Source organism: Kitasatospora sp. NPDC032150 (genome assembly GCF_055579945.1).
Genome location: NZ_JBVIMH010000001.1, coordinates 103,640 through 128,364 on the forward strand (window position 1 = coordinate 103,640; position 24,725 = coordinate 128,364).

28 protein-coding genes and 1 pseudogene are annotated in these 24,725 nt (G+C 72.5%); 12 read left to right on the forward strand and 17 right to left on the reverse strand.

Annotated features, from left to right (window positions below; genetic code table 11):
• Positions 1 to 38: 38 nt before the first annotated feature.
• Positions 39 to 467: a hypothetical protein gene (locus ACZ5ON_RS00450; protein WP_465582447.1), complete on the forward strand. Its 429-nt coding sequence runs from the start codon at positions 39 to 41 to the stop codon at positions 465 to 467.
• Positions 468 to 491: 24 nt separating this feature from the next.
• On the opposite strand, the gene ACZ5ON_RS00455 is transcribed toward ACZ5ON_RS00450, so the two are convergent.
• From ACZ5ON_RS00455 to ACZ5ON_RS00485, 7 genes are all read right to left on the reverse strand, one after another.
• Positions 492 to 1,334, reverse strand: coding sequence for a pentapeptide repeat-containing protein (locus ACZ5ON_RS00455; protein WP_465582450.1), 843 nt, complete (start codon positions 1,332 to 1,334; stop codon positions 492 to 494).
• A 158-nt stretch (positions 1,335 to 1,492) separates the two neighbouring features.
• A complete protein-coding gene (locus ACZ5ON_RS00460; protein ID WP_465582453.1) occupies positions 1,493 to 1,960 on the reverse strand; it encodes a cysteine/serine endopeptidase inhibitor in 468 nt (155 codons plus the stop codon).
• 547 nt (positions 1,961 to 2,507) lie between these two features.
• A complete protein-coding gene (locus ACZ5ON_RS00465; protein WP_465582456.1) occupies positions 2,508 to 2,918 on the reverse strand; it encodes a cytidine deaminase family protein in 411 nt (136 codons plus the stop codon).
• Positions 2,919 to 3,176: 258 nt separating this feature from the next.
• Complete coding sequence (locus ACZ5ON_RS00470; RefSeq protein WP_465582459.1) at positions 3,177 to 3,350, reverse strand: hypothetical protein; 174 nt, start codon at positions 3,348 to 3,350, stop codon at positions 3,177 to 3,179.
• Positions 3,351 to 3,474: 124 nt separating this feature from the next.
• A complete protein-coding gene (locus ACZ5ON_RS00475) occupies positions 3,475 to 3,972 on the reverse strand; it encodes an NUDIX domain-containing protein (RefSeq protein WP_465582462.1) in 498 nt (165 codons plus the stop codon).
• A gap of 39 nt (positions 3,973 to 4,011) precedes the next feature.
• Entirely contained in the window at positions 4,012 to 5,043 is a 1,032-nt protein-coding gene (locus tag ACZ5ON_RS00480; protein ID WP_465582465.1) for a serine hydrolase domain-containing protein, read from the reverse strand.
• A 142-nt stretch (positions 5,044 to 5,185) separates the two neighbouring features.
• Complete coding sequence (locus ACZ5ON_RS00485) at positions 5,186 to 5,581, reverse strand: ACT domain-containing protein (RefSeq protein WP_465582468.1); 396 nt, start codon at positions 5,579 to 5,581, stop codon at positions 5,186 to 5,188.
• A 136-nt stretch (positions 5,582 to 5,717) separates the two neighbouring features.
• Here ACZ5ON_RS00485 and ACZ5ON_RS00490 point away from each other — a divergent pair, with 136 nt between their 5' ends.
• Positions 5,718 to 6,092 (forward strand): PadR family transcriptional regulator, encoded by a 375-nt coding sequence (locus tag ACZ5ON_RS00490; RefSeq protein ID WP_465582471.1) that lies wholly within the window; start codon positions 5,718 to 5,720, stop codon positions 6,090 to 6,092.
• Entirely contained in the window at positions 6,089 to 7,054 is a 966-nt protein-coding gene (locus ACZ5ON_RS00495; RefSeq protein ID WP_465582474.1) for a permease prefix domain 1-containing protein, read from the forward strand. Before ACZ5ON_RS00490 ends, ACZ5ON_RS00495 begins: the two co-directional genes overlap by 4 nt.
• 280 nt (positions 7,055 to 7,334) lie before the next feature.
• Here the strand turns inward: ACZ5ON_RS00495 and dmpI are convergent, their stop codons facing one another.
• From dmpI to ACZ5ON_RS00510, 3 genes are all read right to left on the reverse strand, one after another.
• On the reverse strand, positions 7,335 to 7,517 hold the full coding sequence (gene dmpI / locus ACZ5ON_RS00500; protein WP_465582477.1) for a 4-oxalocrotonate tautomerase DmpI: 183 nt from the start codon (positions 7,515 to 7,517) through the stop codon (positions 7,335 to 7,337).
• Positions 7,518 to 7,745: 228 nt separating this feature from the next.
• A complete protein-coding gene (locus ACZ5ON_RS00505; RefSeq protein ID WP_465582480.1) occupies positions 7,746 to 8,672 on the reverse strand; it encodes a LysR family transcriptional regulator in 927 nt (308 codons plus the stop codon).
• A gap of 377 nt (positions 8,673 to 9,049) precedes the next feature.
• Complete coding sequence (locus ACZ5ON_RS00510) at positions 9,050 to 9,910, reverse strand: class I SAM-dependent methyltransferase (protein ID WP_465582483.1); 861 nt, start codon at positions 9,908 to 9,910, stop codon at positions 9,050 to 9,052.
• A gap of 55 nt (positions 9,911 to 9,965) precedes the next feature.
• On the opposite strand from ACZ5ON_RS00510, the pseudogene ACZ5ON_RS00515 reads away from it, so the two are divergent.
• Positions 9,966 to 10,190, forward strand: a pseudogene (locus tag ACZ5ON_RS00515) (hypothetical protein); the annotation flags it as partial.
• Between the two features lie 354 nt (positions 10,191 to 10,544).
• On the opposite strand, the gene ACZ5ON_RS00520 reads toward ACZ5ON_RS00515, so the two are convergent.
• Positions 10,545 to 11,033, reverse strand: coding sequence for a MarR family winged helix-turn-helix transcriptional regulator (locus ACZ5ON_RS00520; RefSeq protein WP_465582486.1), 489 nt, complete (start codon positions 11,031 to 11,033; stop codon positions 10,545 to 10,547).
• Positions 11,034 to 11,121: 88 nt separating this feature from the next.
• Between ACZ5ON_RS00520 and ACZ5ON_RS00525 the strand changes: the two genes are divergently transcribed.
• Positions 11,122 to 11,709, forward strand: a complete 588-nt coding sequence (locus tag ACZ5ON_RS00525) for an NADPH-dependent FMN reductase (RefSeq protein WP_465582489.1) — start codon at positions 11,122 to 11,124, stop codon at positions 11,707 to 11,709.
• A gap of 132 nt (positions 11,710 to 11,841) precedes the next feature.
• Here ACZ5ON_RS00525 and ACZ5ON_RS00530 read toward each other — a convergent pair whose 3' ends face one another.
• A complete protein-coding gene (locus ACZ5ON_RS00530; protein WP_465582492.1) occupies positions 11,842 to 12,291 on the reverse strand; it encodes a hypothetical protein in 450 nt (149 codons plus the stop codon).
• Positions 12,292 to 12,624: 333 nt separating this feature from the next.
• Here ACZ5ON_RS00530 and ACZ5ON_RS00535 point away from each other — a divergent pair, with 333 nt between their 5' ends.
• Positions 12,625 to 13,269 carry a PadR family transcriptional regulator gene (locus tag ACZ5ON_RS00535; RefSeq protein ID WP_465582778.1) on the forward strand — a complete coding sequence of 215 codons (645 nt, stop codon included), beginning with the start codon at positions 12,625 to 12,627 and terminating at the stop codon, positions 13,267 to 13,269.
• A gap of 123 nt (positions 13,270 to 13,392) precedes the next feature.
• Here ACZ5ON_RS00535 and ACZ5ON_RS00540 read toward each other — a convergent pair whose 3' ends face one another.
• The gene (locus ACZ5ON_RS00540) at positions 13,393 to 13,614 is read right to left on the reverse strand and encodes a hypothetical protein (RefSeq protein WP_344634214.1); all 222 of its coding nucleotides are present in this window, start codon (positions 13,612 to 13,614) and stop codon (positions 13,393 to 13,395) included.
• 466 nt (positions 13,615 to 14,080) lie between these two features.
• Here ACZ5ON_RS00540 and ACZ5ON_RS00545 point away from each other — a divergent pair, with 466 nt between their 5' ends.
• The gene (locus tag ACZ5ON_RS00545; RefSeq protein ID WP_465582784.1) at positions 14,081 to 14,788 is read left to right on the forward strand and encodes a bifunctional DNA primase/polymerase; all 708 of its coding nucleotides are present in this window, start codon (positions 14,081 to 14,083) and stop codon (positions 14,786 to 14,788) included.
• A gap of 135 nt (positions 14,789 to 14,923) precedes the next feature.
• Here ACZ5ON_RS00545 and map read toward each other — a convergent pair whose 3' ends face one another.
• Positions 14,924 to 15,769, reverse strand: a complete 846-nt coding sequence (map, locus tag ACZ5ON_RS00550; RefSeq protein ID WP_465582790.1) for a type I methionyl aminopeptidase — start codon at positions 15,767 to 15,769, stop codon at positions 14,924 to 14,926.
• Positions 15,770 to 15,873: 104 nt separating this feature from the next.
• Between map and ACZ5ON_RS00555 the strand changes: the two genes are divergently transcribed.
• Complete coding sequence (locus ACZ5ON_RS00555; protein ID WP_465582793.1) at positions 15,874 to 16,098, forward strand: hypothetical protein; 225 nt, start codon at positions 15,874 to 15,876, stop codon at positions 16,096 to 16,098.
• 130 nt (positions 16,099 to 16,228) lie between these two features.
• On the opposite strand, the gene ACZ5ON_RS00560 is transcribed toward ACZ5ON_RS00555, so the two are convergent.
• Positions 16,229 to 17,551: an MFS transporter gene (locus tag ACZ5ON_RS00560; protein ID WP_465582797.1), complete on the reverse strand. Its 1,323-nt coding sequence runs from the start codon at positions 17,549 to 17,551 to the stop codon at positions 16,229 to 16,231.
• 114 nt (positions 17,552 to 17,665) lie between these two features.
• Here ACZ5ON_RS00560 and ACZ5ON_RS00565 point away from each other — a divergent pair, with 114 nt between their 5' ends.
• Entirely contained in the window at positions 17,666 to 18,286 is a 621-nt protein-coding gene (locus tag ACZ5ON_RS00565; protein ID WP_465582804.1) for a hypothetical protein, read from the forward strand.
• A gap of 16 nt (positions 18,287 to 18,302) precedes the next feature.
• Here the strand turns inward: ACZ5ON_RS00565 and ACZ5ON_RS00570 are convergent, their stop codons facing one another.
• Positions 18,303 to 18,869, reverse strand: coding sequence for a hypothetical protein (locus ACZ5ON_RS00570; protein WP_465582808.1), 567 nt, complete (start codon positions 18,867 to 18,869; stop codon positions 18,303 to 18,305).
• A gap of 227 nt (positions 18,870 to 19,096) precedes the next feature.
• On the opposite strand from ACZ5ON_RS00570, the gene npdG reads away from it, so the two are divergent.
• Both npdG and ACZ5ON_RS00580 read left to right on the forward strand, forming a co-directional pair.
• Positions 19,097 to 19,789, forward strand: a complete 693-nt coding sequence (npdG, locus tag ACZ5ON_RS00575; protein WP_465582813.1) for an NADPH-dependent F420 reductase — start codon at positions 19,097 to 19,099, stop codon at positions 19,787 to 19,789.
• An 86-nt stretch (positions 19,790 to 19,875) separates the two neighbouring features.
• Positions 19,876 to 20,064, forward strand: coding sequence for a hypothetical protein (locus ACZ5ON_RS00580; RefSeq protein ID WP_344634207.1), 189 nt, complete (start codon positions 19,876 to 19,878; stop codon positions 20,062 to 20,064).
• Positions 20,065 to 20,104: 40 nt separating this feature from the next.
• Here ACZ5ON_RS00580 and ACZ5ON_RS00585 read toward each other — a convergent pair whose 3' ends face one another.
• Complete coding sequence (locus tag ACZ5ON_RS00585) at positions 20,105 to 20,920, reverse strand: site-2 protease family protein (RefSeq protein WP_465582819.1); 816 nt, start codon at positions 20,918 to 20,920, stop codon at positions 20,105 to 20,107.
• 206 nt (positions 20,921 to 21,126) lie between these two features.
• Between ACZ5ON_RS00585 and ACZ5ON_RS00590 the strand changes: the two genes are divergently transcribed.
• Positions 21,127 to 24,666, forward strand: a complete 3,540-nt coding sequence (locus tag ACZ5ON_RS00590) for an AfsR/SARP family transcriptional regulator (protein ID WP_465582822.1) — start codon at positions 21,127 to 21,129, stop codon at positions 24,664 to 24,666.
• Positions 24,667 to 24,725 lie beyond the last annotated feature (59 nt).

Consider the following 24,725-nt stretch of genomic DNA (forward strand, 5'->3'; position numbering starts at 1 on the left):
CTTGTGTACCCGGTCGGTTGACGAATGGGGAGGGATCGATGGACGGAGTCCCGGTGCTCGGAATCCGGGAGTGGCCCGGCGGGCAGGGTGTGGTGATCACCGGAGGGACGGCACCCGACGGGAGACCGGATGCCGTCATCCACTCCTATCTGACCGGCGACCGCCACAGCGCGCCCGCGTACGTCTTCGCGCAGACGGCCGGCCGCGACCAGACGTCGGCCGCGCTGGTGAACCTGCTCGGCCGGGGCGGCCGCCCGGGGCCGGAGGCGGTGCGGCGGCTCGGCGAGTACCCGGAGGCGGCCGAGATCGACGGCAGCCCGGTGGAGGCGGTACGGCACCACTGGAGCGACGAGCGCATCCGCGGCCTGGAGTTCACCTGGCGCGGGTGGCGGGTGGCGGTGCTGGCCTGGGAGCGGCCACTCGACGCCGCGTTCCTGGCCTCGCTCGGAGTGCGCCGCCGGGTGTGACCGGGCCGCGCCCGCGCGGGGCGGCTACCAGTGGGCGGGGCGGTTGAGGGCGGCGGGCAGCCTGGTGGCGGCATCGCCCCTGGCGGCGTTGAGCTGGGCCTGGGTGAGGAAGATGCTGCCGGTGAGGTCGGCGCCGGACAGGTCGGCGTTGCGGAAGTCGGCTCCGATCAGGTCGGCGGAGCGCAGATCGGCGCCGGACAGGTCGGCCGCGATCAGGTAGGCGCCGCGCAGGTTGGCGCCGCGCAGGTCGGCGCCCTTGAGCCGGGCGCCGATCAGGTCTGCGCCGCGGTGGTTCTTCTTCTTGCCGGGGACGCCGGCCCGGACCAGTTCGCTGGTGCGCAGCAGGAGCGCGTTGACGTCGGCGCGCAGTGCGGGGACGTCGGCCTGGACGAGGGTCTCGGCGTCGGCGCGGGTGAGGCGCTCGACATCGCCCAGCGCACGGTGCAGGTCGCGGTGGACGGGGCGGGCGGCGGGCAGCTCCAGCGCCTCGGTGAGGTACCAGAGCAGCTCGTGCAGCTGGCGCATGACCGGGAACACCTCGAACATCTGTCGTGCGGTGCCGGGGGCCTGCCGCCAGTCCTGCCCGTCGAAGGTGACTTGGGAGACCTTCTGCCCGGCGCCGAAGCAGTCGAACACGGTGCAGCCGGGGAAGCCCTTCTCGCGCAGCCGGGTGTGGATGCCGCAGCGGAAGTCCGCCTGGAGGTTGGAGCACGGCCGGCCGGCGTCCTTGTCGACCGCGAAGTCGGCCGAGGCGGCGAAGGGCAGGGCCACACAACACAGGCCGAAGCAGTTCGCACAGTCGGACAGCAGGCCGAGCCGGCTGTCACCCGGGGCCGGGGTGGACGGGGCGTTGCGCTTCTGGGACAAGGTGCGTTCTCCTGCGAGGGGGCCGAGCACCGCCTGCTGCCGCGCTCCGGGCCGGACCCATTGTCCCTGACCGGGAGCACCCAGGTGGAGCCGGGTGGGACGGGACCCGGTCCTGCGACGCCCGCCACCCCTGGCCCGCACGGCTTCCGGTCCCGGTGCTACCCGGCGATCGCCCCGTCGCCGTGCGCCGGGCCGAGGGCCTTGCCGCCGGCGGTGACGAACTGCCAGGTGATGCCGTTGACCACGCCCTTGTCGAGTGGCGCGAGCTTCGCGAAGGCCGGCCGGCTGAGGTCGATGTGACCGGCGTCGCACGATGGGCACTTGTCCCGGACCGGGACGGTGACGGTCTTCCCGTGGTACGTGACCTTCACCGAAATGCCCCTGCACAGCGGGTCGTTGTTGGGATTGGCGGAGGTCCACCAGGTGTGGGAGACCGCGACCAGGAGTTCCGATCCGGGGTCGATCCGGGTGCCGCAGGCGCCGTAGCCGGTGTCGGTGTAGTACGTCATGCTGCCGCTCACCGGCTTGTTGCCCGGTATCGCGGCGGTGGCGGTGCCCGCGCTCAGGACGACTGTCGCGATCGCGGCCAGCGGGGCGCCGGCCCAGGCCTTCAACTGCTCGCCCATGCGGGTGTGTTCCTCCAGCTCGGGTGTACGGTGCGCGAGTGGGCGTCGGCGGACTCCGCCGCTCGCTGGTGCTGGCGGTGCCTTCGGAGGTGTCAAGTGCGCGCCTGGAAGGCCGAGTTCGCGGTGCGGCCCCGGCGCGGCCAGATGTGAAAGGTATGCGACAAGTCGGCTGTGGTCTATACCTTGATGTACTTTCAGGTCATTCCAACCACAGCAGAGCCGGGCGTCGACGCATGGGTGTCGACGCCCGGCGGGTGCGCGTACGGCGTGCTCAGGTGCTCCGAGGGGTGGCGCGGTGGTTCATGGAGCCGGGGTGTTTTCGGCCCGGCGGGTCATCGGAGAGTGGCCGGATCTCCGGCTGCGGGCCGGACCCCGGCGTGAAGCTGGTCCGGGAGGCGGGAGTCCACTCCCGGTGGCCGTCAATCAGACTGCGGTGCGGGAGAGTTCGAGGGCGGCCGGCTCATCGGGGCGGGTGCCCGGCAGACGAGGTCCGTGCAGTCGTCCGTCGTTGCCCGGTGGCTCGCGGTCGCCGGCCCCGGCCGGCCCGTCATTGGTGGTCGGCCCAGACGTAGGTCTCGGGCAGGAGCTCGGCGACGGGCAGCGCGCGCGGCCCCTCCGCGGTGCCCACGAGCACGGTCAGGTCGGGGAAGTAGTCGAAGAGCACCTGCCGGCAGCGCCCGCAGGGCGAGACGATCCCGCGCCCGCCGTCGGCGACCGCCACGATCGCCTCCAACTCGTACGCGCCCTGCGCGGCGGCGGCGCCCAGGACCACCAGCTCGGCGCAGGGGCCGCCGGTGAAGTGGTAGACGTTGAGTCCGGTGATGATCCGGCCGTCCTTGGCGCGGGCGGCGGCGGCCACGGTGTGGTTGTCACCCCGGGCGTACGTCTCGGCGGTGTGCGTGGCCGCCCGGACGAGTTCGAGGTCTGCTTCCGGCTCTATGCGATCGACGGCGGCCATCGTGTCCGGCTTCCCTGCGGCTCGGCGCGGCGCGGGCCCCGGCGGCGGTAGTGCGCGGGAAAGGGCGTCGCGGCTGTTGGACTGGTACCAACCATTGGAACACCGATCGGCGCGAACACCGGCATGGTTTTCCGCCGCCTGGCCGCCTGGCCGCCTAGCCGCTGCGCTCTGCCTCCACCGTTCCTGCGCCTTCCCGTCGTCGTGGGGGAGCGCGAGTGCCCCGGTCGGCGCTCGGGCGGACCGGGGCACTGGGGGAGGTCAGTCCAGGTTGTGGTGCGGTTCGATGCCGTCGTAGTCGCAGTCGGGCCATCCCGAGGGCTCGTGCTCCGGGCCGCCGTCGGGAGTGTCGTCGCGTCGGCCGCCGACGCCGGTTGACCGGGTCTTGCTGCTGGTCTCGTCGCCGGGCGCGGAGTCCTCGTGGGGGCTGGGCATGGTGTCCCTCCTCGATCGGGTGCTCGACACTGTTGCCCGGAGATTAATCGGACTCGACTGTTACGGATCACTTTGCCTTCACGGCCCTCTGCAGGTTCACCCGAAGAGCAGCGGCCGGGGCCGCTCAGCCCAGGTAGCCGGGGCTGTGCAGCAGGGCGGTACCGCCGTCCCGGCGCGCCCGGAGCGCGTGCGCAAGCCGCGGCACGGCGTGCGGGTGCAGCAGCTCGACCGCCCGCCTGATCGGGAAGAAGCCGTACTCGGCCACCTCCTCTGCCTGCGGAAGGATCGCCGAGCCGGTCGGCACGGTACCGCCGTCGAACATGAACTGAACCGCCGGGTGAGCGAGTTGGCCCTGCTCGGGCAGCGGGTCGCGCCACTCCACCACCACCAGCCGCAGCTCGGCCGCGGTCAGTCCGGTCTCCTCGTGCAACTCCCTTGCGGCGCACTGCTCCGGGCTCTCACCGCAGTCGATCGCGCCGCCCGGATACAGCCAGGAATCCCGGTAAGTCGCCTTCAGCAGCAGTACGTTGCCGTCGGGGTCGGTCAGCAGCACGCTGCTCCCGACGTAGGCGCGGACGAGGCTCGTCAGCCATTCCTGCTCGGGTAGCCAGGTGGTGCTCAACGCAACTGCTCCTAGGGCGAGTCGTGCGGTCTGTGCGGGTCAGCTCGGGGAGGTCAGGGCGGAGACGGCGAGGGTGCGGACGGGTACCAGGAGGGCGGCGTCCCGGCCGTGGTAGACGGCGTTGGTGAGCAGGACGAGGTAGCGGCCGGTGCGCGGGGCGAGATGGATGCTGGTGCCGGTGAAGCCGTGGTGGTAGGCGACGGGCCCGCTGTCCGGGCCGGTGTCGGCGATGATCCAGGCGAGGCCGCGGTGCCGTCCCGGCTCGATGTACGCGGCAGGGCGCATGCTCTCGGCCAGCCACTCGGAGGCGACCGTGTGCTCGGCGAAGACGGCCAGGTCGGCTGCGGTGCTGAAGGCCCCGGCGTGGCCCGCGACTCCGCCCATCAGGGCGGCGCTGGGATCGTGCACCGTGCCCCAGACGTGCGGCGCCCCCACCAGGCGCGCCTCGGTCGGAGCCACCCGCGGCGAGCGGACCAGCGGGCCGTAGGAGGTCTCGGCCATGCCCAGTCCGCGCCAGATCCCGTCCGCCAGTTGGTCGAGGGGGCGTCCTTGCAGCGCGGTGAGGAGCAGGCCGAGCAGGATGAAGCCCCGGTCGATGTACCGGTGTCGGCGGCCGGGTTCGCTGATCAGTGGCTCCGCACAGATCAGCTGGGCCAGCGGGGTTGGGCTGCCCAGGTAGCGGTCGAAGGAGGTGCGGTCGAACAGGCCACTGGTGTGCGTGAGTATCTGACGTATCGTCAACGCCCCGCCTGGGCTGGGAAGGTCCGGTAGAAAGCTGCGGACGGGCGCGTCGAGTTCGAGCAGTCCGTCGCGGACGGCCCGACCGACCAGCGGCCAGGTGGCCGTCACCTTGGTGAGCGAGGCCAGGTCGTAGCGGGTGTGTTCGTCGGGCGCCACCGGTCCGCAGTCCGGGGCGACCGTGCCGCAGGCGACGGTGGTGCGCGGACCGCCGGCGGTGCCGGCGGTGATCACACCGCCAGGGATCCGCCCCGCCGCGACCAGCGGTGCCAGGGCGTCCTGCAGAGTGGCGGCGGCGCCGGCCGCCCAGTTGCGGGCCGAGGACACGGTCACTTCCTCCCTTTCCTGCGGGGCCGGCCTGCGGAGCAGGGCCATCTCTGTGGTACCCCGGCAGCCGGGCGCAGAAGCTGAAGCGGACGTGTACGGCAGGATTCGGGGGCGTGGTCGGGGCACCCCGCCCCGGGGTGCCCGGAGGTCAGGCGGAGGTGGACAGTTCCTCCAGGACCGCGACCGCGCGGTCGGCGTCGTCGGCCGAGACGAACAGGTGGTCGTGGTGGAAGCCGGCCACCACGTTGCAGCTGATGCCGTGTTCGGCGAGGCGACCGGCGACGGCGGCAGTCAGTCCGACGGCCTCCAGCGCGGAGTGGATGCGCAGCGTGATCCAGGCGGCCACGTACTCGTACCGCAGGCCGAGGGCGTCGGCCTCCTCCTGTGCCACCACCACGGTCGGCCCCTCCGGCTCCGCGACCGTGACCACCGGCCGCAACCCGGCCGGGACGCGGGCGGGGAGGGTGCAGTAGACGTACCGGCCCGGGTTGAGGGTCGGGCGCATTCCGCTCAGCAGCTTCTGGAGATCTCGTTCACCGGCCATGGCCGCCACCGTAGCCCGTACCCGCGGCGGTCGCCGGGAGGACGCGGCGGTCGGGGCGCGGAGCGCGGCCCGCGTTTGCGGGCCGCACACTGATGTCGCTGGACCATAATGTGTGCCACACACTATGGTGCTGTGTGTGGACGAATTCGAACTCCTCGACGCCCATCGACAGGAGCTGCGCCGCGGCTCCGTGGTGCTCGCGAGCCTGCTCGCGCTGCAGGCGCCGGGCTACGGCTACGGCCTGCTGGACGAGCTTGAGCGTGCGGGCATGCCGGTCGCGGGCAACACGCTCTATCCGCTGCTGCGCCGGCTGGAGAGCCAGGGATTGCTGACCAGCGAGTGGGACACCAGCCAGGCACGCCCGCGCAAGGTCTACCGGACCAGCCCTGACGGTGTCCGCCTCGCCGAGGCGCTGCTGCGCGAGTGGCGCCTGATCGACACCGCGTTCACCCGCCTCGACCCCTCGTCGGCCACCGGCTCGGCCCCCACCTCGAAAGGACAGGACCTGTGACCACCGGATTAACGGACCGGTACATCGCCGCCACCGTGCGGCGCGTGCCCGACAAGCAGCAGGGCGAGATCGAGCGCGAGCTGCGCGCCGCGATCGCCGACGACGTCGAGGCCCGCATCCAGCGCGGTGAGGCACCGGCCGACGCCGAGTACGCCGTGCTCACCGAACTCGGCTCCCCCGAGCGGCTGGCCGCCGGCTATTCCCACTCCACCCTCGCGCTGATCGGCCCCGACACCTACCCCGGCTACGTCCACGCGCTGCGGGGCGCCTGCCGGGGCGTGCTTCCGGTCGTCTACATCGTGCTCGTCCTCGTCGCCCGCGCCCACGGGGAGAACGCCTGGGTCGCACTGCTGCGCCCGATCGGCAGCACCGTGACCGTGGCCGTGTACCTCGCCGTCTGCGTGACCGTCCCGTTCGTGATCGCCGATCGGGTGCGCGGCGCCCGTCCCGAGGCCGCCCCGGCGGCCGGCCCGTGGACCCCGGACCAACTGCCCGCCGCCGACCAGCCGCGCCCGGCCCAAGTCCGCGATCTGGTCACCGGGGTGATCAGGGCCGCGGCCCTGATCGCGGCCCTGATCGCGCAGCGGGTGATCTCACCGGTCACCACCCCCTCGGGCGCGCATGTGCCGATCGTCAACCCGGCGCTCTGGGACTTCTGGATCCCCTACTTCGCCGGAGTGCTCGCCCTCTCCGTCCTGCTCGACGTCGTCGTCCTGCGCCTGCGCCGCGGTAGCCCCGCCATCGCCATCGCCCGAGTCGCGTTCACCTTCGCCGGAATCGCTCCGCTCGCGTGGCTGTTCTGGCAGGCGCGGGTGCTCAACCCCGCGCTCGCCGACGGCGCCGGCGCACTGGCGACACTGGCGGCGCCGGGCAACTGGACGGCCTGGCTCGCCGTCCTCGTCCTCGCCCTGGCCGCCACCGGCGCACTCGCCCAGGTCCGGCGCGAGCTCCGCCAGCCGTGAACCGCGGCCGCGCGGAGAGCCGGGAAGGTCCCCGAGGAGGACGGCGTGGGGGGGGGGGGGGGGGCCCCCCCCCCCCCCCCCCCGCCCCCCCCCCGCCCCCGCGCAGCCTCCCTGTTTTGTTTTGGCTTTCTCCCTCCTCCCCCCTCCTCCCCCCACACCCCCCCCCCCCCCCCCCCCCCCCCCCCCCCCCCCCCCCCCCCCCCCCCCCCGCCTCCCCCCCCCCCCCCCCCCCCCCCCCCCCCCCCCCCCCCCGGGGCGCTCAACTCGATGACGGTTAAGGCTACTTGTCGGCGGTGAGCTTGCCGGCGCTGCCCCAGCTCTCCGGCGAGACCTCCTGGATCCACACCTGGACGGTGTCCGCCGGGATCTTGTACGCGTCGACGAAGGCGTCGGTGATGCGGGCAACCAGCTCCCGCTTGAGCTCGACGCTGCGGGGGCCCTGCTGGATGGTGACGACGGGCATGGTCTGCTCCTGGATCGTTCGCGCGTGTGGATCGGATCGCGGCGGCTCCCGGGCCGCGGAGGCGGTGGGGCTGCCGACATCCAGTTCACTCCGGCGGGCGCTCGCGACCCAGCGGCAATCAGAGCTCGTGACGATCGCGAATCGTGATCGCGAATCGCGATCGTGCGTTGCGATCAGGCCCTGCGGTGAAGGCCCTGCGGTATAGGTCTCGCGGTGAAGGTCCTGCCGTCAGGCCCCGTGGTCGTCGCGCCCGGCCTCGCGGCAGGCCGCCAGCAGCGGGCGCAGTCGTTCCGGTGCGGCGGCGCCGTGCACCGCCAGCGCGGTGGGGAGCGACAGGTTGCTCGCCGGGCCGCCCGCGCCGTCCGGCGAACGTGCCGGCAGGAAGGCGACCCGGCCGCCGAGCAACTGGTCCGCGTGCGCCGCGTACAGCACGGTCCAGCCCGGGGAGCCCGCACCCAGCGCCGCCAGGGTGTCCTGGAGGGAGCTGTGCGGGGGCCCCGGCACGGGCTCGAAGCCGGCGTCCCGGCAGGCGCCGACGACGAGGTCGACCAGCGGCGGATTGTTCTGGCGAGCCGTCAGGTAGAGCGGCATCTCGGCGAGCCGGGCGAGATCGACACCGGCCGCATCGGCCAGTGGATGGCGAGAGGACAGCACCACCAGCAACTCGTCCTGCCAGACCGGGATCTGCCGCACGCCCTCGGGTGCCTCCATCTCCCCGCGCAGGAAGGCCGCGTCCAGCTCCCGGTCGGCGACCCGCCGCAGCCGGTCGCCCCGTGGCACCGACACCAATTCGACCCGGGTGCCGGGCGCTTGTCGCTCCAGTGCCTCCAGTACCCGCTCCAGTCGCGCGCCCATCCCCGCACTGGTGCCTATCCGCAGTACCGGGGCGCGTGCGGCGGTGAACCCGTCGACCGCTTCCAGCGCGCGCCGCTCCGCCGCCAACACCTCGCGGGCGGCGGGCAGGAACGCGGCGCCGGCCTCGGTCAGCCGCACCCGCCGGGGCGATCGGTCGAACAGTTCCACCCCCAACTCCCGTTCAAGCCGCCGGACCTGTTGGCTGACGGCAGACTGGACGATCATCAGCCGCTCGGCGGCGCGGCCGAAGTGCAGCTCCTCCGCCACGGCGGCGAAGTACCTCAGTTGGCGAAGTTCCATCCCTTGATCCTCGCAGGGAATCCCGGCCTTCAGACCGGGCGGGAATGCGATCCTTGGCCCGGAGACGCGGAGCGCCGGAGTTCCCTGCGTCCTGGGGTGACGGCCTCGCACGCCAGCGGCCAGTACGTCACAGGTACGAACCGGTGTCGTAGGCGGTGCGAGGACGTCCGCCGACTCGAAGAGACGACAACGCGGACACTGAGGTTGTTTCAAAGGTGTTCGCTCGTGAAACACGGCGACGGTCGCCGGTCATGCTGCGGGTTCCATGTTCCATGAGTTGTTTCGGCTGGACGGCTGAAACGCCCTCATGAAACGGCGGCAGGGACGGATAGTCGAAGGCCGGCCCCCGCCACACGCGGGGCCGGCCTTCGTCGTGCTCAGTGCGCCGCGCGCACCGCCGAGACCAGTCCGCCGGTGCCCTCGTCCTGCTGCGGCGGGGTGAGCACCGGACGGCCGTAGGCCTCGGCGCGCTCACGCAGGGTGAAGATCTCCGCCTCCCAGCCGAGGCCGTCCAGCCAGCCGACCGGGTCCTCCGGCATCTCCGAGACCCACATCGTCGCTGCCGATCCCGGAGCGGCGTCCCCGCGGAAGCGTTCGACCACACCGCGCGAGGCCAGTGTCAGGCCCAGCCTGCTGCCTGCAGCGGACAGCGCGCCGACCCGTTCGAGCAGCGACTGCACCGCGTCCTCGGGCAGATAGATCAGCAATCCCTCGGCGATCCACACCGTCGGCTGCGCCGGATCGTGCCCGGCCGCGGCCAGGGCGCCGGGCCAGTCCTCGCGTAGGTCGACCGGGACGGTTATCCGCTCGCAGCGCGGAACGGCCCGTTCCTGACGCAGCACCGAGGCCTTGAAGCCCAGCGGTTCGGCCGTGTCGACCTCGAACAGCCGGGTCCCCGCAGGCCAGTCCATCCGGAAGGCCCTGCTGTCCATCCCGGCTCCGAGCAGCACGACCTGCCGGACGCCGGACGCGACTGCCCGGTCCAGCAGGTCGTCCAGGAACTTCGTCCGGATGACGATCGAGAAGGCCACACCGAGCCAGCGGCGCCGCGCCGCCTCGTCCGCGCGCGGGGGCGGCGGCGCCCCGGGGCCTCTCCCGCCGGCCGTGGCGAAGGCCAGCGCCAGCGGGTCCCGGAACAGCGGCTGCTCGCGTGCCGTCTCCATCGCCCTCACCCGGGCCACGCCCACGGCTGTGGCCCACACCCCGGACGGCTCGACCCGCCCCGCCGCATCAGTCATGCGTTCAGCCTAGGCCGCCGGGGCGTCACACCGGCGCGGTGGGACCGGGGTTTCCTTCGCAACCTTCTCCTGCCTGCACCACTACATGTGGCACACGGTCTGGCGATGGGTGAAACGGAAACACCCCAAGACGGCCTGGAAACAGATCCGTCGCCACTACGGCGGTCACGGATCCTGGTGGGCCAGCGAGAACAGGGAACTGTTCAACCCGATCTCGGTAGGCACCACGCGCTACCGCTACCGGGGAACAATCCCCACTCCCTGGCCGAGCACGGGATGAGAACTATCGCCGCGGGATCCCTTCGGGGCTTGTGGAGAGCCGGGTGCGGTGCCAAGTCGTATGCCCGGTTCAGGAAGCGGCTCCGGGGAAACGGACCGGTCGAAAGACCGGAACCGCGCCCCCCGGGCCGACTTCACCAGTGGTGGTCTGTGACAGCGAAGATGGATCACTTGCAAGTGAAGTTGGACCGACGCTAGTTTGCGACAGCGAAGTTGGACCGGTAGGGCTGTCGTCAGGCGGGGGACGCGGTGGGAGAGCCAGCCCGTGCGCTGGATCAGGATGCACTTACGGGCTTTGAGCTGGACTTCGAAGACCCAGCGCGAGCCCACACGAGACCCGCTTAACACCAGCCACCTAGGACGCGCCGTCGCCGGCGGTCTCGCCGCAGCGCGGCTCGATGCGGTCGACTACTTGCTCGCTCCACGCGCCGATGACCGCCGCCTGCTCGGGAGTGAGTGAGTCGAAGAAGTGGCGGCGGATGTTGTCGGCATGCACGAGGATGGCGCTCTGGGCGGCGCGGCGTCCCTCGGCGGTCAGCCCGATCCCCGCGCGGCGGCCATCGGCCCCGTACTGGGTGCGCTTTACGAAGCCCCGTTTTTCCATGCGTGTCAGCTGGTGTGAGACGCGGCTCTTGTCCCAGTCGAGGGACTCGGAGAGTTCGCCGACGCGCATCTCGGGGCCGGTACCCCTCCACAGCGTCACCAGCACACTGAACTCGGCTTTCGAGATTCCGCTGTCGCGCTGCAGACCACGCTCCAGCTCCCTGGTGAGCAGGCGCTGTGCGCGCATCCAGGTGTCCCAGAACTCCCACTCCTCGGGTTCCAGCGATCGAGTCTCCGTCATGTCGCCGAGGATACCGCGACCAGCAGAGTTGTCACTTCAACTCTTCCCGATCTAGAGTTGACGCATCAACTCTCCTGAGGGGAAGACCATGACACTCCGCATCGCACTCATCCTCGGAAGCACCCGCCCCGGACGCCGCGGCGACCAGATCGCCGCCTGGGCGCTGGAGGCCGCCCGTGCCCACGGCGGCGCCGACTACGACCTCATCGACCTCGCCGACCACAACCTCGGCAACCTCGACGAGCCCGGCAACCCGAACCTCCAGCAGTACCAGCACGACCACACCCGCACCTGGGGCGCACTCATCGACAGCTTCGACGGCTACGTATTCCTCGTCCCCGAGTACAACCGGTCCTACCCCGGAGCCCTGAAGAACGCCCTGGACTACGTCTACCGGGAGTGGAACGACAAGGCCGCCGGGATCATCAGCTACGGCGGCTGGGTCGCCGGGGCCCGGGCCGCCGAGGCGCTGCGGCTCGTCCTCGCCGAACTCCAGGTGGCCACGGTCCGGGCCCAGCCCACCATCTCGACACACTCCTCGTTCCACACCGGCACCTTCGTCCCCCAGGAGGGCCTCGACACCGCCGTGGGCGGCATGCTCGACCAGGTGATCGCCTGGTCCGGCGCCCTGCGCGGGGTCCGTGAGGCCAAGACGCCGACGGCCACGGCTGCATGATCAGATCACATCTCCCACCTCGGCCGCTGTCCCGCCAGGCACGCCAAACCCTGAACCGGAACCACTACAGCGGCGCCTCGACCTGACCACCGGGAAGCAGAGTGGCTTCCGTTCATGACCGGCCACTCGTGTTCAGTCGAGTGCGGAAGCCTGGCCGACCGCGGCAAACAGGATGAGTGGCAGTTCCTTGTCGGCCTGGCCGATCGCCAGCGCGAGCCAACGACCGCTGTCGGGAAGCGGCCACACCTGCATGCTCACGGCCTGTTGGCTGAGGTAGTCGAGCGGCTCGGGCACCGGCTCTCCCTCGCAGCCAGCACTGAGATACGGTCCGAGATCCACGACGAACGCGTTGCCCCACCGAGTCGTCAGGCGTGCTGCCAGGTCGTCGAGGCAGGCCTGCAGGTCGGCTTCGGCCTCAGCCCAGGCCTGTCCGTCGTCGTCCTCCCAGAAGTCCCGGCTGACCTGCAGTTCGCGCACATGATGCTCTGGTCCACCTCCCCCGGAGGCGTTGACATAGGTCACCTCCGGGAACGGCTGCACGGCCAGCGCGTCAATTGTCGAGAGGTACTCCTCGGTTGTCATGGGCGCAGGTTATGGGACCGCGCGGACAACTCGCACCGACCAATGATCGGCCGGACAGCTCCTGGATCGACTGAGCCAACCGGTCATGCCGCCCCACTCAAGTCACAGCATCAGTCCAACTTCGCTGTCCCAAACCATGCAGTGATCCATCTTGGATGGCACGACCAGGCATCGGTCCAACTTCAGTGGCATGCCGTCCACCTTCGCTGTCACAGGTCAAGTGGCGCCGACGGCGGAACCGTTGACGAGCGATAGTTAGCGATATATCGTCGAGGTATCGAGATGCTTCGGAAGAGAAGTGTCGAGCGAGAGTGGCGAAAGGTGGTGCGCGCCATGCGCACAAGGGGATCGTTCCGGGGAGGGCGTCGGCGCTCGGAGCGTGGGGAGTTCTCGGGTGAGGGCTTCGAGGGGCGGCACGCCTTCGGTGCCTTCGGTGGGCCTGGCGGCCGGCCCGGCCCGTGGGGGCCCGGCCTCGGCGGGCCGTTCGGCCCCGGCGTGGGCGGACGGGGGCGCGGCGGCCACGGCCGCCGGGGCGGCCGGGCGCGGCGCGGTGACGTGCGCGCCTCGCTGCTGGCGCTGCTCAGGGAGAGGCCGATGCACGGCTACGAGATGATCACCGAGATCGGCGAGCGGACGGGCGGGGCCTGGCGGCCGAGTCCGGGATCGGTCTACCCGACCCTCCAGCTGCTGGAGGAGGAAGGGCTGATCCAGGCTCAGGAGGTCTCCGGAAAGCGCCTGTTCGAGCTCACCGAGGCCGGCCGGGCGGAGGCCGAGGCCGGTCAGGAGTCCCCCTGGGACGAGGCCGGGCGCGGTGTCGACTGGGAGGCGGTCCAGGAAGTCGGCCAGGCGCTGGCCGCGGTGGACCACGCCGTGCGGCAGGTGATGACCACCGGCTCGGAGGAGCAGCGCGCCAAGGGGCTCGCCGTGCTGACCGAGGCGAAGAAGAAGCTGTACCTCATCCTCGCCGAGGAGGACTGAGCGCGGCCCGGCCCTCGCCGAGGAGGGCCGACGGCGGCCGGATCCGCGCCGGACGGGATCGGCCGGGCCTGGCGGGCGCGGGGCCGCGCGCCCCGGACACCCGCTCGGGAGCCCCCGGTGGAGTCAGGCCGAGGCGGACGGGTCGTACTCGTACCGCCAGTAGCGGCGCCGCTTCTCGGAGCGCAGCTCGGCCCGCCGGTAGACCAGGGTGGTGGCCGGTGCGTCGCCATGGGCGGGGACGGGTACTCGGTAGATCTTGGGCACGCTGCCCAGCAGGGTCAGGCCGATCGGCAACACCCTGCCGTCCAGGGGTCCGCCTACGAATTCGGTGTCGGCACTTCTCACCACCCCAGCCTAAGCGAGCCGGCGCGGCCCTGGCCGGGCCCCTCGCCCGGGGGGCGGGGGCGGAAAGTGTGGCGGCTGTGGAGAAGTGGTGACGTTGGAGAAACGGAGCAGCAGGGCCACGGTGACGGTCGCAGTGACGCACGCAGCACCGCCCCCGGTCATTCGGACCCGTCCGGCACCCTTATCCTGCTCTGTACGCCCCCGGGAACCGCCCGGGTCTGCGGGCCCCGTACGGGCCGGGTCGGGCGCGTGTCGGTGTGCCTTCCCGTCGAGCCCAACTCTCGTACTCCGTACCGTGACCCAGGCGTTGGCCGACCGGCAACCCCGGCTCCGGCCCATGGCGGACGTGCCTGATCGAGCACCGTCCGGGAAGCAACAGGCGAGCCCGGGCGTTGCGTCGGTTGTCGCGTCGGTCGCCGCGTCGCACCAGGCGCGGCTGGTCACGGCAGGGTGCGGAAGGGGTCCGATGGAAGCCAGCGGCAGGTGGACGACCTGGTGGCGCAGGCGCGAGCGGCAGGAGGGGCGTGCGGCCGGCGGCGCGGACCCGGCGGTGAGACTCGATCAGCTGCTCCAGGCCGTCAGAGCGGGCTTCCCGGTGGCTCCGGCCGCCCATCCGGCCGGTTATCGATGTTCCTGTGACCGGATCGGCTGTCCGGCCCCCGCCCAGCACCCGGTCTCCTTCGCCTGGCAGTCCCAGGCGACCACCGACACCGAGCAGCTGACCCGCTGGCTCTCCCGCGACCCGCAGGCGAACTTCATCACCGCCACGGGCCGCGCGCACGATGTCCTGGACGTCCCGGCCGAGGCCGGCAGGCTCGCGCTGGAGCGCCTCGACGCGCTGGGCGTCGGCGGCCCGGTCGCGGCCGTCGGCGAGGACCGCTACCTGTTCTTCACGGCCACCCGCGGCACTCCGCAGGACGAGGACGAGTGGTGGCCGAGCGCGCTGGACAGCACGCCGGACACCGTGTCCGAGCACCCGGGCCTGCGGTGGCACTGCCGCGGCTCGTACACCCTGGTGCCGCCCGCCGCGCTCCCGGACGGCTCCGAGGTCCGCTGGCTGGACTCCCGAGGCCCCGAGCAGCCGCTGCCGGACGCGCTGCGGGTGCTGGACGTGCTCACCGACGCCTGCACCGAAGTGGGCGCGGTCGCCGAGGAGCAGTGGCTGATCGGTTAGCGGTCCCTGCCGCTGCTTCGGCCGACAGCCGGAGCCGGGAGCGGCCGCGACGACCGTCCTGGGGCCACCGGCGCATGGACGGCGACGCCTGACGGGCCGTCGGGCGGCTCGTCGGGCGTCGCGGTCATGGGGCCGTTACGGCAGGGTGAGGATCTCCGCGCCGTCGGCCGTGACCACCAGGGTGTGCTCGAACTGGGCGGTGCGCTTGCGGTCCTTGGTGACGACCGTCCAGCCGTCCTCCCAGACCTCGTAGTCGTAGGTGCCCAGGGTGAGCATCGGCTCGATGGTGAAGGTCATCCCGGGCTTGATCACCTCGGTGGCCCGCTCGCTGTCGTAGTGCGGGACGATCAGGCCGGAGTGGAACGACGTGTTGATGCCGTGTCCGGTGAAGTCCCGCACCACGCCGTAGTCGAAGCGCTTGGCGTAGGACTCGATGACCCGCCCGATCACGTTGATCTGCCGGCCGGGCTTGACCGCCTTGATCGCCCGGTTGAGCGACTCCCGGGTCCGCTCGACCAGCAGCTCGGATTCCTCGTCCACGTCGCCGCACAGGAAGGTGGCGTTCAGGTCGCCGTGCACCCCGTGGATGTAGGCGGTCACGTCGATGTTGACGATGTCGCCGTCCTGAAGGACCGTCGAGTCCGGGATGCCGTGGCAGATCACCTCGTTGATCGAGGTGCAGATCGATTTGGGGAACCCCCGGTAGCCGAGGTCCGACGGGTACGCGCCGTGGTCGCACATGTACTCGTGGGCGACGGCGTCGAGCGCGTCGGTGGTGACGCCGGGCGCGATCAGCTTCGCGGCCTCCGCCATCGCCTGCGCGGCGATCCGGCCGGCGATCCGCATCTTCTCGATCGTCTCGGCGGTCTGCACCTCGGGCCCGGTGTAGGGCGTCGGCGCGGGCTTGCCCACGTACTCGGGGCGCGCGATGTGCGCCGGGACCTTGCGGGTGGGGGACTGGATGCCGGGTACGAGAACCATGGCCGCGAGTCTATCCGCCGGGCCCCGCCCCGCCCCGGCTGTGTGTCCGAGCCGGGCACCGGGAATGATCCGTACCGAAGCGAACGAGCGACGGGAGACCGATCATGGCGTTGGGATTCGGCCGTAAGCCCACCGGCAAGCCGGGGGAGTGGTTCTACTGCATCAAGCACGCCAAGGTCGAGGAAGGCCCCGAGTGCCCCGCCAAGGACCGGCTGGGGCCGTACGCCACCCGTGAGGAGGCCACCCAAGCTCTGGAGATCGCCGCCGAGCGCAACCGCGAGTGGCGGACCGATCCCCGCTGGCGCGACGACCAGCCGAGCGACGAGTAGCGGGACGGCCGCGCGAGGGCCGTAAGGCTCGCTCTCCCGGGGCGCGCGGGGGCGCACGGCCGGCCCGCGGTGAAGCCGAGCGCGGCTGTCGCGCTCCTGACGCCGTACCCGAGTGCCGAGCGGGGCCCGCTCAGACCGTCGCCGCCTCGGCCTGCCGCCGGGCCGCCCGGACGGCCGCCGCGTGCGGGTCGGCCCTCGAGTCGTACGCCAGCAGCTTCGGCAGGGCGGCGGCGAGTCCGAGCACGCCGGCCACGCAGGCCAGCCCGCCGGCCCAGACCGAGCCGCGTACGCCGATCACCGCGGCCGTCCCGCCCACCCGGACCTGCCCCAGCTGCGGGCCGACCGAGTAGCTGAGCAGCTCCACCCCGGCCAGCCGCCCGCGCAGCTCGTCCGGAACGGACTGGCTCCAGATCACCGAGCGGGCGATGCCGCTGATCTGGTCGGCGCCGCCGGCCAGCGCCAGACCCAGCAGGACCAGCCAGATCTCACCCGCCAGCCCCGCCAGCACCATCGCCGCACCCCAGCCGAGCGCGGCGAGCACCAGCATCCGGCCGTGCCGGTGGACACGCGAGGTCCAGCCGCTGGTGGCGCCGACGGCCAGCGCCCCGGCCGCCGAGGCGCCGTACATCAGGCCGAGCGCCCACTGGGCGTGCAACTCGCCGGCCAGGAACGGGAATACCGCCACCGGGTAGGCGAAGAGCATCGCGCAGAGGTCTATCGCATAGGTGCCCAGCAGGTCGGGCCGGCTCCAGGCGTACTTCACACCGGTGGCGATCGTCCGCAGCGAGGGCTTCTCGGCGCCGGTGGACGGCGGGACGGCCCGCATCCGGGTGAGCAGCAACAGTGAGCCCCCGAAGGTGGCGACGTCCAGTGCGTACGCCGTCTGCACGCCCGCCGTCGCCACCACGACGCCGGCCAGCGCCGGGCCGGCCACCGAAGCGGCGTTGCGGGACAGCGAGTTGAGCGCGTACGCGGCGGGGAGCCGGTCGTGTGCGACGATCCTCGGGGTGAGCGCGTCGAGGGCCGGCCGCTGCAGACCGCCGAGGGCCGCGACCAGCGCGGCCACCAGGTACACCGGCCACAGCAATGGCCGCGGCAGCAGCGCGTTGAGCAGCAGCAGCCCGGAGAGCAGGCCGAGCCCCGCCTCCGACAGCAGCACCAGCCTCCGCCGGTCCAGCGCGTCCGCGAGCGCACCGCCCCACAGCCCGAAGACGATCAGCGGGACCAGCTCCACCGCTCCCACCAGGCCGACCGCGAAGGAGGAACCGGTCAGGTCCTTGAGCTGCAGTGGTACGGCGACATAGGTCAGGAAGCTGCCGAAGGCGGTGACGGAGCCCGAGGTCCACAGCAGCCGGAAGTCCCGTGAAGAACGCCAGGGGGACATGTCGGGGCGGATCCCGCGCAGCGCGGACCGCAGTCGGCCCGGCCGACGGGACGGTTCGTCGGAAGTCATGGTCCCGTCATCCTGGGCTGCGACGGCGTTCGGGAGCAACCGAATTAGGGGGTATCCGGATCCCCGCACCGATTCCGGCTGCGCCCGTCCCCGGCGCGGTAGTTGGATGGCCGGGTGACCGATGACTCCCGCATCCCCGAGCACCCGCTGGACCGCCTGCACCGCGGGGTACGGCGCACCCGCGAACTCACCGGCGGCCGGGCGGCCACCGGCCTGAGCCATGACGAGGCCGATGCCGAACTCGGCACCGTCGCCACCGACGACGCCATCGGCTTCGACCCGTTCCCGCTGCTGCGCGCGCTGCACACCTGCGGCGCGCGGGCGGTGGTGATCGGGCAGGTGGCGGGGATCCTGCACGGCTCCACCGAACTGACCGGCGACCTCGATCTCCTCTGGGACGGCGACCCGGGCCAGGCGCCCGCCCTCACCGCCGCCTTCGCGGCCGTCGGTGGCGGCCTGTACGACGACGACGGCGCTCCGCTGCCGCTGTGCCCGCATTCCTTCGCCCGCCCGAAGGTCCAGTTCACCTCGCCCACTGCGAGCGGCGACTGCTGCACCCCGGCCCTCCCCTGGGGCGGCATCCCCGTCGCCGGCTTCCTCGACCGCGCGCTCACTGTCACCGCCTCCGACGGCCTCACCGTCCGCTACCTGTGCCGAGAGGACCTGATCGCCATGCGCCGCGCCGTCGGCCGGCCCAAGGACCTGCGCCGCGCCGCTGAGCTCGAAGAGCTCTGAGACGCGGTACGGCCGTTCACCAGTGGGCGAGCGGGGAGGCGGCCAGCCGGGCGAGGAAGGCGAAGCGGGGGCGGAGGCCGGCAGCGGTGCTGACGAGGTGCTGGACGAGGTCGAAGGGCTCCTCGGCGGCTTCGGGGACGGCGAGGCGTTCATGGGCGAGGGAGGCGAGGTCGCGGTCGCCGGTGTCGAGGGCGAGGACGGTGGCGCCACAGCGCCGGGCGTCGTGGACGCGCTCCAGCAGCGGCGCCTCGGCGGCGTCCGGGGCGACCACCAGCACCGTGGCGCCGCGCCGGACCTCCGTCAACAGGTCGACGCGGTGGGCGAGATGGGCCGGTGAGCGGTCCGGGACGCGGTGCCGCAGCAGGGTGGGGGCCAGTTCGCCGACACCGGAGCGGTCGGCCTCGATGTCCAGATGGGCGGCCAGGTGCCAGGGCTCGTACCGCTCGGTGCCGACCAGCAGCAGCCCGGTGGCGCCGCGCCGGCTGACGGAGTGGCGCAGCGCGCCGCCGAAGGCCCGGGTGGTCTCCGGCCATCCGGTGCCGGCGAGCGATCGGGCCAGTGCTGAAACTCTCACCGCGTCCATCTCTCTCCTTGCGTGGGAATCCCGGCCTTCAGGCCGGGAGGGAAACGCATCCTTCTGAACTACGGCGCGGAGCGCCGGAGTGCAATCCGTGACCTGTCCTCGGGCAGCGGTCAGGGCTTGGCCGTCATGAGGCTCCACGGAGCCGAGTGAGAAGCTTCCCTGCGGGGAGGAGGAGTCACGGAGGGAGAGGATGGAGTACCCGGCCGGGTTTTGGCAGGATCTCCGGCATGAGTACCCACGATTCAGTGACGGAGCCGACCCGAGGGCTCCCCGATGTCTCCCAGCTGGTGATCGGTGTCCTGGGCGGCACCGGCGACCAGGGCCGCGGTCTGGCCTACCGCCTGGCCAAGGCCGGACAGCAGGTGGTGATCGGCTCCCGTACCGCGGAGCGGGCCGAGGCGGCGGCGGCCGGAATCGGCCTCGGCGTCCGGGGCGCGGAGAACGCGGCCGCGGCCCGGGAGAGCGACATCGTGATCGTCGCCGTGCCGTGGGACGGCCACGCCGCCACCCTCTCCGCCCTGCGCGAGGAGCTCGCGGGCAAGCTCGTGGTGGACTGCGTCAACCCGCTGGGCTTCGACAAGCAGGGCGCCTACGCGATCCGGCCCGAGGAGGGCAGCGCCGCCCAGCAGGCCGCCGCCCTGCTGCCCGACTCCCGGGTCACCGCGGCCTTCCACCACCTCTCGGCGGTGCTGCTGCAGGATCCCGCGATCGAGCGGATCGACACCGATGTGATGGTGCTCGGCGACGACCGCCAGGCGACCGACGCCGTTCAGGCGCTGGCCGAGCGGATCCCCGGCATGCGCGGCATCTTCGCGGGCCGGCTGCGCAACGCCCACCAGGTGGAGTCGCTGGTGGCCAACCTGATCTCGGTCAACCGCCGTTACAAGGCCCATGCGGGCCTGCGCATCACCGACGTGTGACCGTGCCCGGAGGGCCCCTGCGACGGCGTCGGGGGCCCTTCGGTGAGAATGGAACGGTCATACCGATCCGTAAGGAGTCCCGCGCCATGCCACGCAACGCCCTCTTCGCCTCGATCGTCTTCGTGCTGGCGGTCGCCGCGGCCGTGGTCTCGTTCGTCCAGGGCAACTGGCTGGGCGTGGTGTGGGTGCTGATGGCGGGCGTCTCCAGCAACATCGCCTGGTTCTACCTGCGCCGTGCGCGCCAGCAGAAGGCCGGGGCGGCCACCGGGGCCTGAGCCCCGGGCCGCTCGGGCCGGTGCCGCCGGACCCGCCGGGTCAGTGCTGCCAGAAGCTGAACAGGTACCGGCCCAGCGCGGCGTAGGCGCCGTCCACACCGAACAGGTCCATGGTCCGGTAGACCAGGTCGAAGAACCACTGGTTGACCTCGGACTGCCAGAGCACCACGAAGACCGCCAGCAGCCCGTACGGAGCGAACGGCTCGACCGCCCGGCGGGTCTTCGGCGACAGCCACGGCTCGACGATCCCGTAGCCGTCCAGCCCCGGGACCGGCAGCAGGTTCAGCAGGGCCGCGCTGAGCTGGAGGAAGGCCAGGAAGCCGAGGGCCGCGGCGAGCGGGGAGACGTTCAGGTCGTGGCCCTCGTAGCTCGCGTGCACGGCGGGGTCGTCCAGCCAGCCCGCACCGACCGGGATCAGCAGGAGCACCGCGCAGAGGACGTTCACCAGCGGGCCGGCGGCCGAGATCAGGCTGTGCTTGAGCCTGCCCCGGATGCGGTGGCGCTCGATGTAGACCGCCCCGCCGGGCAGGCCGATGCCACCGAGGATGACGAAGATCATCGGCAGTACGAAGCTGAAGACCGCGTTGGTGTACTTGAACGGGTTGAGGGTGAGGTAGCCCTTCGCCCCGATGGTGATGTCACCGCCGTGCATCGCGGTCCGCGCGTGCGCGTACTCGTGCAGGCAGAGCGAGACCACCCAGCCCGCCACCACGAAGAGGAACACCCCGACGCCCGCGTTGCCGTAGCCCGACCAGACGGCCCAGCCCGAGGTGCCGAGGATCGCGAGCAGGGCCCAGAAGACCGGGCTTATCCTGCGTTCCCCGCTGCGCGAGCGCTGGGTTTCGGCGAAGGTCATGGCGGTGGAGCTCCGAGGGGTAGGAGGAGGGCGAGGTCGATCATGCCGGGCCGGAGGAGGCCGGGACAAGCCGTCCCGGGTGAACGGACGGGCCCACGTCAGGGTTCCACACCCGCGGCTCGGTCGGGGCGCGCCCCCGCCGAACCGCGGGTCCCGGTCCGCCGGGGCCTGCGGGGTGACCGGTAAACAGGAGTGCGCCGCTGCGGGTGTCCACCAGAATGGTCCCCGTGCACTACGGCATCCTCGGAACGACCACCGCCCATCGGGAGGACGGCACCGCCGTCCCGCTGGGCGGCGCCCGGCTGCGCGCGCTGCTCACCGCGCTGGTGCTGCGGCAGGGGCGGCCCGTCCCCACGGACCTGCTGGTGGAGGAGGTCTGGGGTGCCGAACCGCCGCAGGACTGTGCCGCCGCCCTGCAGACCCTGGTCGGGCGGCTGCGCCGCACCGTCGGTCGGGACGAGGTCGGCTCCGGCCCGGCCGGGTACTGGCTGACCGGCCGGAACACCGACCTCGGGGAGTTCCAGCGGCTGTTCGCCGAAGGCCGGCAGGCCACGGCCGCCGCCGACCACGCCCGCGCCGCCGAGCGGCTGGGCCGCGCCCTCGGCCTCTGGCGCGGCCCCGCGCTGGCCGACCTGCCGGACCGCGGCGGACCGGCCGCCCGGCTGGAGGCCCAGCGCGAGGAGGCCCGCAGGTGCCGGATCGGCGCCGAACTCGAACTCGGCCGGGCCGCCGAGCTGACGGCCGAGCTGGCCGAACTCTGCGCGGAGCGACCACTGGACGAGCAGCTGCAGCTCCTGCTGGTCCGCGCCCTGAACGACAGCGGCCGGACGGCCGAGGCCCTCCAGCAGTACGAGCGGGCCCGACGTGTCCTCGCCGAACAGCTGGGCGCCGACCCGGGCCCGGCACTCCAGGCCGTCCACCGCGAACTGCTCCGCCCCACCACCCCCGGACCAGCGGCGCCGCAGGTCCCGCCCGCCGCGTACGGCTTCGCGACGCACCCGCCCATACCGGCCGCCGGGGAGCAGCGGCGGCCCACGGCCCTGCGCCCGGCCGGCAATCTGCGCCCCCGGCTGACCAGCTTCGTCGGACGGGAGGCCGAACTGGCCGCCCTGGAGCGCGCCTTGACGGCGAGCCGGCTTGTCACTCTCACCGGCCCCGGGGGCTCGGGCAAGACCAGCCTGGCCGTCGAGGCGGGCCGGGCCGCCGCCGAGGCCGCTGCCGCGATCGCGGCCACCGGCGCGCCGGGCACCCCCGAAGGCTGGCCCGACGGTGTCTGGCTCGCCGAACTCGCCCCGCTGGAGGACCCGGGCGACGTACCGGCCGCCGTACTCTCCGCGCTCGGCCTGCGGGAGACCGTGCTGCACACCGGCGGCGCGGTCGCCGAGGCGGCCCGTACCGACGACCCGGTGCGGCGGATCGTCGAGCACTGCGCGCAGCGCCGGATGCTGCTGGTGCTGGACAACTGCGAGCACCTGATCCAGGCGGCCGCCGAGCTGGCCGACCGGCTCCTGACCGAGTGCCCCGGGCTGACCGTCCTGGCGACCAGCCGGGAGCCGCTCGGGGTGCCCGGCGAGAGCGTGCGGCCGGTCGAGCCGCTGCCCGACCCGGTGGCGCTCAGACTGCTGGCCGAGCGCGGTGCCGCCGCCCGGCCCGGTTTCGATCCCGCCGAGGACCCCGAGGCCTGCGCCGAGATCTGCCGCCGGCTGGACGGCTTGCCGTTGGCCATCGAGCTCGCCGCCGCCCGCCTGCGGGGACTGACGCCGCGCCGGCTCGCCGACCGCCTGGACGGCAGGTTCGCGCTGCTCACCGCCGGTTCCCGCACGCTGCTGCCGCGCCAGCAGACCCTGCGCGCGGTGGTCGACTGGAGCTGGGACCTGCTGAGCACGCGCGAGCGCGCCGTACTGCGCCGGCTCTCCGTGTTCGCCGGCGGGTGGACCCTGGAGGACGCCGAACGGGTCTGCGCCGACGCTGCCCCGGGAGCCGAGGGTACCCCGCCGAATGCGGGGGGAGGCCGTCGGCACCCGGTCAGAGCGTCCGGAGGCGATCGAGAAGTAACGGTACCCCGGGAGGAGGTCGCCGACCTGCTGCTCTCGCTGGTGGACAAGTCGCTGATCGTGGCCGGCCTCGGTACCGAGACCAGGTACTGGATGCTGGAGACCATCCACGAGTACGCCGCCGAACGACTCACCGAGGCGATGTCGGCGGGCGGGGCCGACGAGGGAACGGCGCTCCGGCACATCCGCTGCTTCCGCGAGCTCGTCCGCACCGCCGAGCGGCACCTGCACGGTCCGGACCAGCTGCACTGGCTGGCCGTGCTGGAGCGCGAGCAGGACAACATCCGCGCCGCGCTGCGCCGCGCGGTGGACGGTGGCGAGGAGCAGGAGGCGCTCGTCCTGGCGCTCGGGATGAGCTGGTTCTGGGCGCTGCGGGACTACCGCACCGAGGCCTGCGGCTGGTACGAGGCGGTCGGCACGCTCGCCCCGGATCCGTACGCCGACGACGCGCCGAGGCCCGTCCCGCTGTCGGCCGATCCGCTGGACGCGCCGCCGCCGATGCCGCCTGACCTGCTCCAGGAGGCCCGGCGGCAGGTCCATCTGCACCGTCTGGTCGCCATGTTCAGCGGCAACATGGAGATACTCGGGGATCCGGGGGCCACCGATCTCGCCCGGCGGGTACTCGCGGCCTACACCCCGGACCTGCCGCAGTCCTTCCGCCTCCCCGTGCTGCACCGGGTCTTCGCGGCCTTCCCGGCCGGTGAGTTCGGCCGGCTGCGGCCGATGCTGGACGAGGCCGTCGAGGGCTGCCGCCGCCACGGCGGAGACGGCGACCTCGCGTTCATCCTGCAGATCCGCTCCCGGATGCTGAACGACTGGTCGGGCGGCCTCGACCAGGCGATCCGCGACGGTGGCGAGGCACTGGAGCTGTTCACCCGGATCGGCGACCGCTGGGGCATGTCCGAGGCGCTGTCCGCGAGGGGCGAGACGTTGTTGAAGCAGGGCGACAGCGCGCGTGCCACCGAGGCGTACCGGAGGGCCATCGAACTGGCCCGGGAACTGGAGGCGCCGCAGGAGATCCCGATGCTCCGGATACGCCTGGGCGAAGCCCTGTTGGACACCGATGTGGCGGAGGGCGAGCGCCTGATCCGGGAGGCGCTGGGGGAGACCGCGACCGGACGCGGCGCCGACGAGGGAGCGACGCTGTACGGGTGCCTGCTGCTGTGCAACCTGAGCGCCGCGCGCGGGGATTACGCCGAGGCGCTGGACCAGCTGGACCGGCTGAAGGGCGACCGGCAGGTGTTCGGCCCGATGGTGCCGAACGTGTTCCAGGGCATCGTGACCTCGATCCGGGCCTGGATCACCGCGCTGAGCGGTGATCCCGAGGCCGGTCTCGACCTGCTCAGGGAGGCGCGGAGGCTGGTGAACTCGGTGGAGAGCGGCGTCAGGGTCTTCGCCGAGCACATGACCGTGATGCTGGTCCTGCCGGCCGTCGGGGTGCTGACCGCGGTCGCCGAGCTGCGCGGGGATTCGGCCGTGGCCAGGCGGGCGGCCGTGCTGATGGGCGCGTACCAGACCCTGCACGGCGCGCTCGGCTCGTACCTGGAGCGGCAGGAGAAGGACCGGGGCGAGCGCAGGCTGCGCGCCCTGATCGGCGACCGGGCCTACCAGGAGGGGCTGGCCGAGGGCGGCGGGCTCACGCTCGCCGAGGCGGCCGCCATGATGAACGATCCGGACGGGTCCGGGTCCTGAGCGACCGTGCGCGGGTTCCGGAGCCCGACGGCTGGTCGGACTCCGGCACCCGCGCTCCG

Excerpts from the sequence above, each read along its gene's own strand:
- ACZ5ON_RS00585 (WP_465582819.1), bottom strand. The coding sequence starts at position 20,920 with ATGACCTTCGCCGAAACCCAGCGCTCGCGCAGCGGGGAACGCAGGATA.
- ACZ5ON_RS00580 (WP_344634207.1), top strand. The coding sequence starts at position 19,876 with ATGCCACGCAACGCCCTCTTCGCCTCGATCGTCTTCGTGCTGGCGGTC.
- ACZ5ON_RS00555 (WP_465582793.1), top strand. The coding sequence starts at position 15,874 with ATGGCGTTGGGATTCGGCCGTAAGCCCACCGGCAAGCCGGGGGAGTGG.
- npdG (WP_465582813.1), top strand. The coding sequence starts at position 19,097 with ATGAGTACCCACGATTCAGTGACGGAGCCGACCCGAGGGCTCCCCGAT.
- ACZ5ON_RS00530 (WP_465582492.1), bottom strand. The coding sequence starts at position 12,291 with ATGACAACCGAGGAGTACCTCTCGACAATTGACGCGCTGGCCGTGCAG.
- dmpI (WP_465582477.1), bottom strand. The coding sequence starts at position 7,517 with ATGCCCGTCGTCACCATCCAGCAGGGCCCCCGCAGCGTCGAGCTCAAG.
- ACZ5ON_RS00470 (WP_465582459.1), bottom strand. The coding sequence starts at position 3,350 with ATGCCCAGCCCCCACGAGGACTCCGCGCCCGGCGACGAGACCAGCAGC.
- ACZ5ON_RS00510 (WP_465582483.1), bottom strand. The coding sequence starts at position 9,910 with ATGACTGATGCGGCGGGGCGGGTCGAGCCGTCCGGGGTGTGGGCCACA.
- ACZ5ON_RS00560 (WP_465582797.1), bottom strand. The coding sequence starts at position 17,551 with ATGACTTCCGACGAACCGTCCCGTCGGCCGGGCCGACTGCGGTCCGCG.
- ACZ5ON_RS00505 (WP_465582480.1), bottom strand. The coding sequence starts at position 8,672 with ATGGAACTTCGCCAACTGAGGTACTTCGCCGCCGTGGCGGAGGAGCTG.
- ACZ5ON_RS00485 (WP_465582468.1), bottom strand. The coding sequence starts at position 5,581 with ATGGCCGGTGAACGAGATCTCCAGAAGCTGCTGAGCGGAATGCGCCCG.
- ACZ5ON_RS00460 (WP_465582453.1), bottom strand. The coding sequence starts at position 1,960 with ATGGGCGAGCAGTTGAAGGCCTGGGCCGGCGCCCCGCTGGCCGCGATC.
- ACZ5ON_RS00520 (WP_465582486.1), bottom strand. The coding sequence starts at position 11,033 with ATGACGGAGACTCGATCGCTGGAACCCGAGGAGTGGGAGTTCTGGGAC.
- map (WP_465582790.1), bottom strand. The coding sequence starts at position 15,769 with ATGGTTCTCGTACCCGGCATCCAGTCCCCCACCCGCAAGGTCCCGGCG.
- ACZ5ON_RS00570 (WP_465582808.1), bottom strand. The coding sequence starts at position 18,869 with ATGGACGCGGTGAGAGTTTCAGCACTGGCCCGATCGCTCGCCGGCACC.
- ACZ5ON_RS00465 (WP_465582456.1), bottom strand. The coding sequence starts at position 2,918 with ATGGCCGCCGTCGATCGCATAGAGCCGGAAGCAGACCTCGAACTCGTC.
- ACZ5ON_RS00545 (WP_465582784.1), top strand. The coding sequence starts at position 14,081 with ATGGAAGCCAGCGGCAGGTGGACGACCTGGTGGCGCAGGCGCGAGCGG.
- ACZ5ON_RS00525 (WP_465582489.1), top strand. The coding sequence starts at position 11,122 with ATGACACTCCGCATCGCACTCATCCTCGGAAGCACCCGCCCCGGACGC.
- ACZ5ON_RS00450 (WP_465582447.1), top strand. The coding sequence starts at position 39 with ATGGACGGAGTCCCGGTGCTCGGAATCCGGGAGTGGCCCGGCGGGCAG.
- ACZ5ON_RS00535 (WP_465582778.1), top strand. The coding sequence starts at position 12,625 with ATGCGCACAAGGGGATCGTTCCGGGGAGGGCGTCGGCGCTCGGAGCGT.